The organism is Brevundimonas sp. NPDC055812, from assembly GCF_053616535.1.
Map to the genome: position 1 here is coordinate 66,183 of NZ_JBSHDX010000003.1, position 13,837 is coordinate 80,019.

Consider the following 13,837-nt stretch of genomic DNA (forward strand, 5'->3'; position numbering starts at 1 on the left):
AGCCATGAAGTTCGACACCCTCGCCGTGCACGCGGGCTATGCGCCCGATCCGACCACCAAGTCGGTGGCGGTGCCCATCTATCAGACCACCAGCTACGCCTTCGACGACACCCAGCACGGGGCCGACCTGTTCGACCTGAAGGTGGCGGGCAACATCTATACCCGCATCATGAACCCGACGTCCGACGTGCTGGAGCAGCGTCTGGCGGCGCTAGAGGGCGGCGTCGCGGCCCTGACCGTGGCCTCAGGCATGGCGGCGATCACCTATGCGATCCTGACCATCGCCGAGGCCGGCGACAACATCATCGCCACGGGCGCCCTTTATGGCGGCACCTACAACCTGTTCGCCCACACCCTGCCTCAGTACGGCATCGAGGTGCGCTTCATCGACGCCGACGACATCGCGGCGGTGGCGGCCAATACGGATGAGCGGACCAAGGCGGTCTTCTGCGAATCCATCGGCAATCCGCTCGGCAATGTGGTGGACTTGGCCGCGCTTGCGGACGCCGCGCACGCGCAAGGCCTGCCGCTGATCGTCGACAACACCGTGCCGACGCCCTACCTGACCCGGCCGATCGAGCATGGCGCCGACATCGTGGTCCACGCCCTGACCAAGTACATCGGCGGACACGGCACCAGCATCGGCGGCGCAATCGTCGACGGCGGGACCTTCCCCTGGGCCGAGCACAAGGACCGCTTCGCGCGCCTGAACACGCCCGAGGTCAGCTATCACGGCGTGGTCTATACCGAGGCCTTCGGCCCTGCGGCCTTCATCGGGCGGGCGCGCACCGTTCTGCTGCGCAATACCGGCGCGGCCATCTCGCCGTTCAACAGCTTCCTGATCCTGCAGGGGCTGGAAACGCTCGCCCTGCGCATGGATCGCCACGTCGAGAACGCCACCGCAGTCGCCCAATGGCTGAAGGCCCACCCCAAGGTCGACTGGGTCAACTACGCCGGCCTTCCCGAGCACAAGGATCACGCCCTGATTCAGAAGTATTTCGGCGGCAAGGCGTCCGGTCTGCTGACATTCGGCGTCAAGGGCGGCCGCGAGGCCGGAGCCCGCTTCCAGGACGCGGTGAAAATCTTCACCCGTCTGGTCAACATCGGCGACGCCAAGTCGCTGGTCTGCCACCCGGCCTCGACCACCCACCGCCAGCTGTCGCCCGACGAACTGAAAAAGGCGGGCGTGACCGAGGACACGGTGCGTCTGTCCGTCGGCATCGAGCATATCGACGACCTGATCGCTGACCTAGACCAGGCTCTGGCCGCCGTCTGATCCTCCGCCCCTGTCCCAGCCAGGCGCCGTCGACGCGGCGCTTGGCTGTCGACTCCCGCGATCCGGCTCACTACGGTCCCGCCATCGAATTCTCCGAGAGGTGAGACTGTATGCGTCTTTCAACGTCCATCGCCGTTCTGGCGTTCGCCGCCTCGCTGGCCGGCGGCGCCGTCGCCCAGACCGCGCCCGCCTTCGACGCCGCGCGCATTTCCGAGGACATCCGCGTCCTGTCGGACGACAGCTTCGAGGGGCGCGGCATCGCCACCCCGGCCGAGCAGAAGGTCATCGACTATCTGAGCCGCCAGTATGCGGCGGCGGGCTTCGCGCCGGGCGGCGAGAACGGCGGCTGGACCCAGGCCGTCGGCCTGAACCGCTTCACCGTCTCCAACGTCTCGGGTCAGCTGAAGCTGGGCGACTGGAGCCAGCCGCTGACGCAGGGCCAGGAAGTCACCATGACGACCCGCCTGCCTTCCGACGACGTCGACCTGAAGGACAAGCCGCTGGTCTTCGTCGGCTACGGCATCAGCGCGCCCGAGCGTCAGTGGAACGACTTCAAGACCGACGTGCGCGGCAAGGTGATCGTCGTCCTGGTCAATGACGCCGACTTCGAAGACCCGTCGCTGAACACCTTCGGCGGCGAGGCCATGACCTACTACGGCCGCTGGACCTACAAGTTCGAGGAAGCCGCCCGTCAGGGCGCCGCCGGCGTGCTGATCGTCCACGAGACCAAGCCCGCCTCCTACGGCTGGACCACGGTCGCCAACTCCTGGGGCGTGCCGCAGTTCGATATCGTTCGCGCCGATCCGTCGGCCGAGCGCGTCGCCATGGAAGGCTGGATCCAGCGTGATCTGGCCGTCGATCTGTTCCGCCGCGCGGGTCTCGACTTCGAGCAGGAGAAGATCAAGGCGCGCAGCCGCGACTTCCAGCCCGTCGAACTGACCGGCGCGACCCTCGACGCCCGCATGGACGTGAAGTCCGAACGCATCGTCACCCACAACGTCGTGGCCAAGCTGGAAGGTTCGACCCACCCGGACGAGACCATCCTCTACACCGGCCACTGGGACCACATCGGCATGGGCGAGCCGGACGCCAACGGCGACCGCATCTTCAACGGCGCCATCGACAACGCCTCGGGCACGGCGGCCCTGCTGGAGATGGCGCGCCAATGGTCGGCCGGACCGCGGCCGGAGCGCACCATCGTCATGATCAGCTTCACGGGCGAGGAAAGCGGCCTGCTGGGTTCGGAATTCTACGCCGCCAACCCGCTGTACCCGGTGGAGAAGACCGTCGGCGGCTTCAACATCGACTCGGCCGCCGTCTTCGGTCGGATGAACAAGCTGGGCGTGACCGGCTACGGCCATTCAGAACTGGACGAGCCGGTGATCGCGGCGGCGGCGGCGCAAGGGCGCGGCTTCGTCGGCGACGCCGGTGCGGCGGCGGGCATCTACTTCCGCTCCGACCACTTCCCGCTCGCCAAGAAGGGCGTGCCGATGGCCTATCTGTCCTCGACGGGCGAGTTCGTCGACGCCCCGATCGAGCCGCGTCTGGCGCGCGCCGCCGACTATCGCGCCAACCGCTATCACCAGGCGGCGGACGAATGGGAATCCGACTGGGACTATTCCGGCATGCTCCAGGACCTGGAGGTCATGTTCAAGGTCGGCCAGGATCTGGCCAACAGCCGCACCTGGCCGGAATGGAAGTCCGGCTCGGAGTTCGGCCCGGAACGCGCCAAGAGCGCCGCTCAGCGCCGCTGATCCGGCCCGTCGGTCGAACATGACGAAAATGTAAGGGGCGGCCTCGCAAGGGGCCGCCCTAAGACTATAGGGAACGGCCTCGTGGGGAAGGCCGAAGGAAACGCCATGCACCATCGCTTCATTCGCGGCGTCGCCGCCGCCGCGCTGATCCTCGTCGCGGGCGCCGCCTCGGCCCAGGACTTCTCGGCCCAGCGCCTGTCCGACGAGATCCGCGTCATCAGCGCCGACGACTTCCAGGGCCGCTATCCCGGCACGGAGGGCGAGAAGAAGACGCTGGACTGGCTGCAGGCCCAGTATGAAGCCATGGGGCTGGAGCCCGGCGGTCCGAACGGCCAGTGGCTGCAAGTCATCGACCTGAAGCGTCTGACGCCCCAGGGCGAGCCCGCCCTGACCTGGGCCGGAGCGGCCACGACGGGCCGCGCCCTGACCGCCGGAACCGACTTCACCCTGCGGGCGATGAACGATGCGGCCGTGGGGCGGGTGATCGACGCGCCCGTCGTTTTCGCAGGCTACGGCATCCATGCCCCCGAGCGGGGCTGGGACGACTACGGCGATCTGGACGTGACCGGCGCGGTCGTCCTGGTCGTGGCGGGCGAGCCCGACGGCGAACTGTTCAACGGCCCCTACGCCACCACCTACCAGTCCGCAGCCTATAAGGCCGACGAGGCCAGGCGGCGCGGCGCTGTGGCCGTTCTGACGATCGTCGACGGCGATGCCGGTTCGGCCGCCTGGCGGCGCGAGACCGCCGGCGCCGAACGCACGCGCACCCTGACGCCCGGCTCGGCCGAACTGACCCTCAGCGGCGCCGTCAACCGCGACGTCGCCACCGAAATGGGCGTGGACCTGGCGTCGCTGAAGCCCCGCCTCGAGACCGGCGATTTCCGCGCCTTCGCGCTGGAGACGCGGATCACCGCTTCGGCTCAGGAATCGGTCGAAATCCTGCGCACCCACAATCTGCTGGCGCGCATCACCGGGACCGAGCGCCCGAACGAGGTCGTCATCTATTCCGCCCACTGGGACCATGTCGGCGTCAATGAGAACACGGCGGGCGACGACAAGGTGTTCAACGGCGCCTGGGACAACGCCTCGGGCACGGTCGGCGTGGTCGAGATGGCGCGCCAGCTGAAGGCCGCCCCGACGCCGAAGCGCACCCTCGTCTTCGCCCATATGGCGGCCGAGGAGATGGGCCTGCTGGGCGCCTACGCCTATGTCGCCGATCCGGTCTATCCGCTGGAGACGACGGTGGCCGACATCAACATCGACATGCTGCCTCTCAGCGGTCCGACCCACGACGTGCCCATCTTCGGCAAGGGCCAGAACAGCCTCGAGGACGACCTGCAGGCCCTGGCTGAACAGGAAGGCCGCTACGTCTCCGACGACGGCCAGCCGGAACAGAATTTCTACTATCGCTCGGACCACTTCCCGTTCGCTCGCGCGGGCGTGCCCGCCCTGATGCCCTGGCACGGGGTGGATTGGGTCGAGGGCGGCCGCGAGGCGGGTCTGGCGGCCTGGAAAGCCAAGTTCGGCGCCGACTATCATCGTCCCAGCGACGAGTGGTCGGCCGACTGGGATCTGCGCTCGGCGGTCGAGAATCTGACCCTGCTCTATCGCCTGGGCCTGGACCTGGCCAACGGCGACGAATGGCCGACCTGGAAGCCGACCTCCGAATTCGGCCAGGTCCGCGACCGCAGCGCGGCGGCCCGGCGTTGACGCATCAAAAGGCAGGGCGGCAACGCCCTCGCCTGTCCGCACGTTGAGCCAGGGATGAAGCGCTCTTCGCCCCCCTTGCTTGTCGTGCTGGCGACCTTGCTGACGGCCTGCGACCCGCCGGGCCAGGTCAACCCGCCCACAGAGCCGGCCCAGCCCATACAGGGTCCGGGGACTTCGGCGCCTCCGCCACAGCGCCCGCCGGGGATGGAGCCGCTTATGCGCGGCGCCGGCGCGACCAGCTTCATCGGCCGTTGGGCGCCCACGGCCGAAACTTGCGCCCAGCCCGGCGATCAGGCTGCGCTTCAGATCACAACCACCGATCTGCGTGGACGGGGACTGCGCTGCGTCATCGAAGCCATCGACGAGCGCGGCCAGGGTTATGACGCCCTTCTCGACTGCGAGACGGGAAGCGGGCGCTCCTCCCGGCAAGTCCGGTTCGAGGCGACGAACGAGACGCTGCGGCTGATCCGCCTCGACAGACCCGACGAAGCGCCCCAGCGCCTGATCCGCTGCACCGCCCTCGCCCGCTGACGCGGAGGCCGCCCATGAAAAAAACCCGCCGGATCGCTCCGGCGGGTCGTTTCGTCTGCAAGGAGAGGACGCCTTAGTGGGCGACGCCCTTCCAGATGCGGCGATAGCTGGCGTAGGTCACGCCCGCGAAGGCCAGCAGGAAGATCAGCACGCCGAAGCCCATCTGCTTGCGCTCGACCATCTTCGGCTCGGACGTCCAGGCGATGAAGGCCGCGACGTCCTTGGACATCTGATCCACCGTCGCCTCGGTGCCGTCGTCATAGGTGACCTGGCCCGCGCTCAACGGCGGCGGCATGGCGATGAAGCCGCCGGGCGGAACATGGCCCTCGCCCGTCCAGAACGGGGTCATGTCCCCGGCCATATAGGGGTTGTAGTGCTGGGTCTCGGTCATCTTCAGGCCCGCCGGCGGGGCCGAATAGCCCGACAGCAGCGAGTAGATGTAGTTGGCGCCGTCGTGACGAGCCTTGGCCATGACCGACAGGTCCGGCGGCATGGCGCCGCCGTTGGCCGCAGCGGCCGCCGTCGGGTTCGGATAGGGGTTGGGGAAGCGGTCGGCCGTGGTGGCGTCGCGCATCAGGGCCTCACCCGTCTCCGAGTCGATGTCGGCGACCTGGATCTCCTTGGCCAGAGCCTTCACGACAGGGTTGTCGTTCGGGTTCGGATACTTCGGATTCCAGAACGGGCCGTCCTTGTCGCCCAGGTTGCGGAAGTGCATCAGGTCCATGCCGTGGCAGGAGGCGCAGACCTCGCGATAGACCTTGTAGCCGCGTTGCAGCTGGCCCTGATCGAAGGTGCCGAACGGCCCGGCGAAGCTGAAGCCGCCGTCGCGCGGATGCTTGGCGCCCCCGGCGGCCATCGCCGGTGCGGCGATGGCGACCAGGCCGACAGCGGCCGTCACGGAGACGAGGATCTTGCGGAAGGACACGGTCTTTTTCTCGTTGCTCATCATCGCGCTCACGCCTTCTCGGCTGCGGTCGACGGGAGCACGGGCTCCGAGATCGTCGCCGGGATCGGCAGCGGCTTCTCACGCAGGCCGATGACCGGCATCAGCACCAGGAAGAAGACGAAGTAGTAGGCCGTCAGGAAACGCGTCAGCCACAGGTAGGAGTTCAGGTCGCCGTCGATCAGGGTGAAGGTCTTGAAGCTGCCGATCACCGGAGCGTCGGGCAGCTGCGCGCCGCACCAGCCCAGGCCGAAGCAGACGAACAGGAAGATGATGAAGAAGGTCTTCATCGTCGGGCGGTAGCGCATGGAGCGCACCTTGGACGTGTCCAGCCACGGCAGGACGAACAGCACCCCGATCGCCGCGAACATAGCCACCACGCCGCCGAACTTGTCGGGGATGGCGCGCAGGATCGCGTAGAAGGGCAGCATGTACCACTCAGGCACGATGTGCGCCGGGGTCTGCAGCGGGTTGGCCGGAATGTAGTTGTCGGCGTGGCCCAGGGCGTTCGGGTTGTAGAAGACGAAGACCGCGAACAGGATCAGGAACAGGATGATCGCGAAGCCGTCCTTGACCGTGAAGTACGGGTGGAAGGGCAGCATGTCCTTCTTGGCGCGGTCCTTCGGGATCAGGATGCCGACCGGGTTGTTCTGACCGGCGGCGTGCAGAGCCCACAGGTGCAGCACCACGCAGCCGGCGATGACGAACGGCAGCAGGTAGTGCAGCGAGAAGAAGCGGTTCAGCGTCGCGTTGTCGATCGCCGGGCCGCCGCGCAGCCAGATCAGGATCGGCTCGCCGACGACCGGAATGGCGCCGATCAGGTTGGTGATCACCTCAGCGCCCCAGAAGGACATCTGGCCCCACGGCAGGACATAGCCGAGGAAGGCGGTGGCGATCATCAGGAAGAAGATGACGCAGCCGACGATCCAGATCATCTCGCGCGGCGCCTTGTAGGAGCCGTAGTAGAGGCCCCGCAGCATGTGCAGATAGACGGCGATGAAGAACATCGACGCGCCGTTGGCGTGCACGTAGCGGATCAGCCAGCCGCCGTTCACGTCGCGCATGATGCGCTCGACCGAGGCGAAGGCCATGTCGACGTGCGGGGTGTAGTGCATGGCCAGGACGATGCCGGTGATGATCTGCGTCATCAGGCAGATCGCCAGGATGCCGCCGAAGGTCCACCAGTAGTTCAGGTTCTTCGGGGTCGGCAGGTTCGCATAGTCCATGCCGAAACGAATGATCGGCAGGCGGGTGTCCATCCACCGCTCGACAGCGGTTTTCGGGACGTAAGTGGATTCGTGATCGCTCATGGTTCCTCTGTCCGTCCTCAGCCGATCTTCACGCGGGTGTCGGACATGTATTCGTAGTTCGGCACGATCAGGTTCAGCGGCGCCGGACCCTTACGGATGCGGCCCGAGGCGTCGTAGTGCGAACCGTGGCAGGGGCAGAACCAGCCGCCGTAGTCGCCGGCGTTGAAGGTCGGCACGCAGCCCAGGTGGGTGCACGAACCGATGACGACGAGATATTTCTCGTGGCCGGCCTTGGTGCGCTCGGCGTCGGTCTGCGGCGGGCTGCCTACGGCGCCCTCGTCGATGACCTTGGTCAGCTCGGCCGGGGTGCGATAGCGCACGAAGACCGGCTTGCCCTGCCACTTGATGACGACCTGCTGACCTTCCTGAACCTTGGTCAGATCGAATTCGATCGACGCCAGGGCCAGGGTGTCGGCCGCCGGGTTCATCTGGTTGATCAAGGGCCACGCCACCATCACGCCGGCGCCGGCCGCAGCCGCGCCCGCCGCAATGTGGATGAAGTCGCGGCGAGTGGCGTCGCCACCCCCGTGTTGGCCGTCAGGCCCGTCAGCATTCACGACCGATTCGGCCACGCGTTTCACCTCTGCATCGCCGGCCGCCGCCCCGACATGGAGCGTCAACCGAATGGAACCCTATCATGCGACGGCAAATCCCTGCCCGTCCGGCCTCGGTTTCGTCCGTCCCAGACAAGTCGCGGAAGCGATTTGCGAAACAGTCGCAACAAAAGCCGCGACAAGGCCCCGCCCCGCGCGTATGAGGGCCTTAGAATGCGTCTCGCCCTTTTTCAACCTGACATCCCCCATAATGTCGGCGCCTGCATCCGTCTGAGCGCCTGTTTCGGCGTGGAATTGCACGTCATCGAGCCCACCAGCTTTAATTTCGACGACCGCGCGATGAAGCGGGCGGCCCTGGATTACGGGCCCTTGTCCCATATGACGCGGCATTCCGACTGGGACGCCTTTCAGCGCGAGCGGGCGCCGGGACGGCTGGTGCTGTTCACCACGCGCGCGGCCGAACCTCTGACGGATTTCGTCTTCCAGCCCGACGACGTCCTGCTGTTCGGCAAGGAGAGCGCCGGTTCGCCCGACTACGTCCACGCGGCGGCGGATGCGCGAATCTTCATTCCGATACGGCCCGAAACCCGGTCGCTGAACCTGTCGGTCAGCGCCGGGATCGGCCTGCACGAGGCGCTAAGGCAGCTGCACTCGCTGCCGACGCGGTAGTCCTTCTCCCCTTGTGGGAGAAGGTGGGCCCGAAGGGCTCGGATGAGGGGTGTCGGCGGGCCGTCCAAACATGAAGGCTGGGAGGGTGTTTCCTCGCACCCCTCATCCGTCCGGCTTCGCCGGCCACCTTCTCCCACAAGGGGAGAAGGATTCGACCTATTCCGGCGCGCCGTCGTCCGGCAGTTTGGCCAAGTTCGGGCGTTCGGCCCCCTTCGAGGCGGCGACGCGCTCGACGGCGCGCATGACGCGCAGCAGGTTCTCGCCCGAGATCTTGCGGATATCGGCTTCGCTCCACCCCCGGTTCATCAGTTCGGCCAACAGGCGCGGATAGCCGTCCACGCCCTCCAGGCCGACCGGCAGGCTGTCCACCCCGTCATAGTCGCCGCCCAGGCCCACATGGTCGACGCCCGCCACGTCGCGGACGTGCTGAATGTGGGCGATGACGTCCTCGATCGTCGCCTTGGGCGCGGGATTGGCCGCAACCCAGGCGTCCACGCCGGCCTTGACCGCGGTCGGATCGCCGGGATTCAGCGCCGTCAGCCGCGTGGTTTCGGCCGCGCGGGCGGCGCCCCAGGCGCGCACCGGTTCGCTGATGAAGCCCGGCACGAAGGTCACCATGACGATGCCGCCGTTGGCCGCCATCTGGCGCAGCACGGCGTCGGGCACGTTGCGCGGATGGGCCGTCACGGCCCGCGCCGAGGAGTGGGAGAAGATCACCGGCGCTTCGGACACCCGGATGGCGTCGACCATGGTGTCCTCGGACACGTGGCTCAGGTCGACCATCATGCCCAGACGGTTCATCTCCTTGACCACCTCCTCGCCGAAGGCGTTCAGCCCGTTCCATTTCGGCGCGTCAGTGCCGCTGTCGGCCCAGGTCGTGCTCTTGGAGTGGGTCAGCGTCATGTAGCGCGCGCCCGAATCATAGAATTCGCGCAGCAGGCCCAGGGAGTCGTCGATGGAGTAACCGCCTTCCATGCCGATCAGGCTGGCGATCTTGCCCGCGCGGTGGATGCGGACCAGGTCGTCGGCGGTGGTGGCGAGTTCGAAGGTTTCGGGGTGGGCGGCGACGATGCGCTTGACCGTATCGATCTGTTCGAAGGTGGCCTTGGCGGCGTCGACCGGCGCCATGCTGGCGGGAACGTAGACCGACCAGAACTGGCCGCCCACGCCGCCTGCGCGCAGACGCGGGATATCGGTATGCAGGCGCGTCGAGGTCGATAGATTCGCATTCAGATCAACGCCGTAAGGGTCGTTCCCGAAGCCCTGACGCAGCGCCCACGGCAGATCGTTGTGGCCATCGACCAGAGGCGTTCGCTTGAGGATCTGCATCACCCGCGCCTCTTGCGGCTGAGTTTGAGCCACGGTCGGTCCGGCCAGGACGGCGACGGAGGCGGCGGCGAGCAGGCTCGCGCGCAGTTTGGCGTTCAGGGCGATGCGGATCATGGTTTCCCCTCCTGGATACTCGGCCCGCTCGGTCGCCCCACGGCGCCGCTTCCTACGGGCGCGGTACGCTGGCACAGCTAAGGCGCTGAGGGAACCATCCGTATACCGCCCCGCAGGCCGCCCCTCCGCAGGCCGCCTTGTGATCTGGATCAAGGCCCCCTCGCCCGCGCTGCGGCATCAGGCTCGCATCCGCGCACCCCGCCGGACTGTTCAGAAAGGCCGCGTCATGGTTGAAGCCCTCATGATCCAAGCTGACCCCGCCCTGATGATTGAGCGCCGCGAGCGCGCCCGCGTCTGGTTCGAGACCCTGCGCGACAAGATCCACGCCGGTTTCGAGGCGCTGGAAGACGCCGCCCCCGCCGAACTGTTCGCCGGCGAGGCCGGCCGTTTCGTCCGCACGCCCTGGGACCGCAAGGAAGGCGGCGGCGGCGTCATGGGCATGATGAGCGGCCGCCTGTTCGAAAAGGTCGGCGTCCACTGCTCGACCGTCCACGGAACCTTCCCCGCCGACTACGCCAAGAACGTGCCCGGCGCCGAGGAAGACCCGCGCTTCTACGCCACCGGCATCAGCCTGATCTGCCACCCGGTCAGCCCGCGGGTGCCGGCCGTGCACATGAACACCCGCCTGATCTCGACGACCAAGACCTGGTTCGGCGGCGGCGGCGACCTGACGCCCGTGCTGGATGCGGACCGCCGCGACGACCACCCCGACACCGTCGACTTCCACGCCGCCATGCAGGGCGCCTGCGACGCCTTCGACCCGGTCTGGCACGCCAAATACAAGCAGTGGTGCGACGAGTATTTCTTCCTGCCCCACCGCAATGAGCCGCGCGGCACCGGCGGCATCTTCTACGACCACCACGACAGCGGCGACTGGGAGCGGGACTTCGCCTTCACCCAGGCCGTCGGCGAGGCCTTCCTGAAGGCCTACACGGACATCGTCGCCCGCCGCATGCAGGAGCCCTGGACCGACGCGGAACGCGAGGAACAGCTGATCCGGCGCGGCCGCTATGTGGAGTTCAACCTGCTCTACGACCGCGGCACCATGTTCGGGCTGAAGACCGGCGGCAATGTCGAGTCGATCCTCAGCTCCATGCCGCCCGTGGTGAAGTGGCCCTAAACGCCGAGGTTCAGGCCGAGACCTGATCGTTCGCCCGGTCCAGGGCTTCCGCGACCGCCCTGGTCAGGCCCGCCACGCTCAGCGGCTTGGTCAGATGGCCGTCGGCGCCCGCGCGATGGCTGGCCTCGACATGCTCGCTCATGGCGTTGGCGGTCAGCATCAGGATCGGCGTCGGCTCCGCGCCGATGCGGCGCTCGTGGGCGCGCATCTCGGTCGTGGCGGTCAGTCCGTCCATGACCGGCATCTGCATGTCCATCAGCACCAGGTCGAAGCCCCCCTCGCGGAAGGCGGCCAGAGCCTGGGCCCCATCCTCAACCGTCGTCAACTCGACTCCCAACGGTTCGAGCATGACCTCGACCACCTTGCGGTTGGCCGGATGATCATCGGCCAGAAGCACGCGCGGCGCGCCTGCACGTTCCATGGACGGCGGCGGCGCGGCCCGAACCGCCTCGTTCGGCGCCTCGTCTGTCGCCGTCGGCAGGGACAGGTCGAACCAGAAGCGCGCGCCCTCGCCCGGCGGAGAATCGCAGTCGAGCTCCCCGCCCATCAGCCGGACCAGATCGTCTGAAATCGCCAGCCCCAGCCCGCTGCCGCCGAAACGGCGGGTGATGGAGCCGTCCTCCTGCTGGAAGCGATGAAAGATGCGCGACTTGAACTCGGCGTCAAAGCCGATGCCCGTGTCGAGGACCGTGAAGCGCACGCGGTCCCCCTCTGTCCGGGCGACCTTCAACGTCACGCTGCCTTCCTGGGTGAATTTCAGCGCGTTGCTGACGAGGTTGGTCAGCACCTGGCGCAGGCGCACGGCGTCGCCGAGCACCCGGCGCGGCAAGGCTGGGTCATACTCCAGCCGCAGCTCCACCCCCTTGCCCATGGCCAGCGGCGCCCACAGTGCGGAGACGTCACGCGACGCCTCCTCCAGGTCGAAGGGCGCAGGCTCGATCGTCACCTTGCCCGACTCGATGCGGGCGACGTCCAGAATGTCCGAGAGCAATCGCTCCAGGGTGACGCCGGACGACCGGATGATGTTCACCAGCTCCCGGTCCTGCTCGCGCAGATCGCGACCGGCCAAGGCTTCGGCCATCGCCACCACGCCGTTGAGCGGCGTCCGGATCTCGTGGCTCATATTGGCCAGGAACTCGCTCTTTGCGCGGTTCGCGGCCTCGGCGTGGAGTTGGGCCTTCTTCAGCCGACGAGACTGCCGCCTCTGCCAGAACACCACCAGAAGGACCGACACGGCGAAGGCGAGGCTTATGCCCAGTATCCAGTTCTGTCCCCGGATCACCGCGTGTTGCAGCTGGGTGTTGGCGCGGGCCGTCTCCAACTGACGTCGCCGCTCGGCCAACTGCTCCTGCATGTCGCCCGTCACCTGATGAATGCCCGCGCTGAATCGCAGAGACAGGTGCAGGTCGCGCTGACGCTGATACTCGCGCAGAACGTCAAAAGCTTCGGCCGCCCGGCCGGAAGCGAACAGAAGCTCGGCCTCAAGCAGGCGTTCGGTCGGATCGACTCCGCCGTTCGGAGCCAACTCTCGCAGACGCTCCAGGTCGCTGCGCGCGCCTGCCAGATCGCCCAGCCGCGCGCGCGCCACGCCCCTGGCCGGCAGGATGTCGAGCGCCAGGAAGGCCTTGCCGTCGATCAGCGCTTCGTGCGGGGCCAGGCAGTCCAGCACTCCGCGCGAATCCCGCCGCGCATCGGCGAGGAAGGCGCACAGGGCGGCGTCATAGGCGCTGAGGCTTTCCAGGTTCGCGCGCTGGCTGAGCCGATGATGGGCCGCATAGTAAAGCTCCGCGTTCGACAGGTCCCCCACCTGAAGCGCCATCCGCGTCAGATTATAGAGGCTGTCGAAGTCGGGACGCGGATAGTCGGGATTGGAATCGTCGATCTCGAAACGGCGGAAGGCCGCCGCCGCTCCGGCCACGTCGCTCAGCTTCATCAGGCCCATGCCGGTCATTTCCCAGACCCCCGCGCGCGCAGTGGCGGCATAGGGGTCATGCACCGGGATCTCGCTTTCGGCCGTGGTCAGCAGGCGCAGGCCTTCGCCGATGCGGTCCTGATCCATCAGGGCCAGGGCGCTCAAGCGGGCCGCATGAGCCATGACGAACCAGTCGCGGCTCGTCCGCGCCGTGTGCGCCATCTCCTTCTCGACCGCCAGATCGCCCTGGTCGTAGCGGATGGTCAGGGCGTTCAGCCGCGCAATGGCCAGGTAGCGTTGGTCGTTCTGGGCCCGCGCCTGGGCCTCCAGGCGATTGTTCCAGAGGGTCGCCTCTTCGAAGTCCCCCTGGTTCAGAACCGTCCACGCGACGTGATAGAGCCGGTTCAGCCCCTCGCGGTCGCGCCGCTTCATGGCCTCCAGGCCAAAGGCCTCCAGCGCCGCGAAATTCGTGCGGCCGGCTCTCTGCTCCACGGCGCGGGCCAGCTCCGCAGCCTGTCCGACGCCGGCCATGGCGGGCGCGGCCGTCGCCAGTACGGCGACAGCGATCAGGGGCGCACGGAGAAGGGGCACGAGACGTACGGGGGCCATCCCCCC

11 protein-coding genes are annotated in these 13,837 nt (G+C 67.5%); 6 read left to right on the forward strand and 5 right to left on the reverse strand.

Going from position 1 to position 13,837, the window contains the following annotated elements; translation table 11 throughout:
- The first annotated feature begins 4 nt into the window (after positions 1 to 4).
- The 4 genes from ACWGL1_RS05820 to ACWGL1_RS05835 all read left to right on the forward strand — a co-directional run bounded on the left by ACWGL1_RS05820 (position 5) and on the right by ACWGL1_RS05835 (position 5,271).
- Entirely contained in the window at positions 5 to 1,276 is a 1,272-nt protein-coding gene (locus ACWGL1_RS05820; RefSeq protein ID WP_452111443.1) for an O-acetylhomoserine aminocarboxypropyltransferase/cysteine synthase family protein, read from the forward strand.
- Between the two features lie 110 nt (positions 1,277 to 1,386).
- Positions 1,387 to 3,030, forward strand: a complete 1,644-nt coding sequence (locus ACWGL1_RS05825; protein WP_452111444.1) for a M28 family metallopeptidase — start codon at positions 1,387 to 1,389, stop codon at positions 3,028 to 3,030.
- 105 nt (positions 3,031 to 3,135) lie between these two features.
- Positions 3,136 to 4,740, forward strand: coding sequence for a M28 family peptidase (locus tag ACWGL1_RS05830; RefSeq protein ID WP_338578362.1), 1,605 nt, complete (start codon positions 3,136 to 3,138; stop codon positions 4,738 to 4,740).
- A 54-nt stretch (positions 4,741 to 4,794) separates the two neighbouring features.
- Complete coding sequence (locus ACWGL1_RS05835; protein WP_452111445.1) at positions 4,795 to 5,271, forward strand: hypothetical protein; 477 nt, start codon at positions 4,795 to 4,797, stop codon at positions 5,269 to 5,271.
- 73 nt (positions 5,272 to 5,344) lie between these two features.
- Here ACWGL1_RS05835 and ACWGL1_RS05840 read toward each other — a convergent pair whose 3' ends face one another.
- The 3 genes from ACWGL1_RS05840 to petA are packed head-to-tail and all read right to left on the reverse strand — an operon-like array spanning position 5,345 to position 8,096.
- Positions 5,345 to 6,220 (reverse strand): cytochrome c1, encoded by an 876-nt coding sequence (locus ACWGL1_RS05840; protein ID WP_312218145.1) that lies wholly within the window; start codon positions 6,218 to 6,220, stop codon positions 5,345 to 5,347.
- Positions 6,221 to 6,225: 5 nt separating this feature from the next.
- Complete coding sequence (locus tag ACWGL1_RS05845) at positions 6,226 to 7,524, reverse strand: cytochrome b (protein ID WP_291776280.1); 1,299 nt, start codon at positions 7,522 to 7,524, stop codon at positions 6,226 to 6,228.
- Positions 7,525 to 7,541: 17 nt separating this feature from the next.
- Entirely contained in the window at positions 7,542 to 8,096 is a 555-nt protein-coding gene (gene petA, locus ACWGL1_RS05850; protein ID WP_291776282.1) for a ubiquinol-cytochrome c reductase iron-sulfur subunit, read from the reverse strand.
- 195 nt (positions 8,097 to 8,291) lie between these two features.
- On the opposite strand from petA, the gene ACWGL1_RS05855 reads away from it, so the two are divergent.
- Positions 8,292 to 8,747 carry a tRNA (cytidine(34)-2'-O)-methyltransferase gene (locus ACWGL1_RS05855; RefSeq protein ID WP_346487830.1) on the forward strand — a complete coding sequence of 152 codons (456 nt, stop codon included), beginning with the start codon at positions 8,292 to 8,294 and terminating at the stop codon, positions 8,745 to 8,747.
- Positions 8,748 to 8,903: 156 nt separating this feature from the next.
- Here ACWGL1_RS05855 and ACWGL1_RS05860 read toward each other — a convergent pair whose 3' ends face one another.
- Positions 8,904 to 10,190, reverse strand: coding sequence for a dipeptidase (locus ACWGL1_RS05860; RefSeq protein ID WP_452111446.1), 1,287 nt, complete (start codon positions 10,188 to 10,190; stop codon positions 8,904 to 8,906).
- Positions 10,191 to 10,455: 265 nt separating this feature from the next.
- On the opposite strand from ACWGL1_RS05860, the gene hemF reads away from it, so the two are divergent.
- Positions 10,456 to 11,310 carry an oxygen-dependent coproporphyrinogen oxidase gene (hemF, locus tag ACWGL1_RS05865; protein ID WP_452111676.1) on the forward strand — a complete coding sequence of 285 codons (855 nt, stop codon included), beginning with the start codon at positions 10,456 to 10,458 and terminating at the stop codon, positions 11,308 to 11,310.
- A gap of 10 nt (positions 11,311 to 11,320) precedes the next feature.
- Here hemF and ACWGL1_RS05870 read toward each other — a convergent pair whose 3' ends face one another.
- Complete coding sequence (locus ACWGL1_RS05870) at positions 11,321 to 13,831, reverse strand: ATP-binding protein (RefSeq protein ID WP_452111447.1); 2,511 nt, start codon at positions 13,829 to 13,831, stop codon at positions 11,321 to 11,323.
- Positions 13,832 to 13,837: the final 6 nt, after the last annotated feature.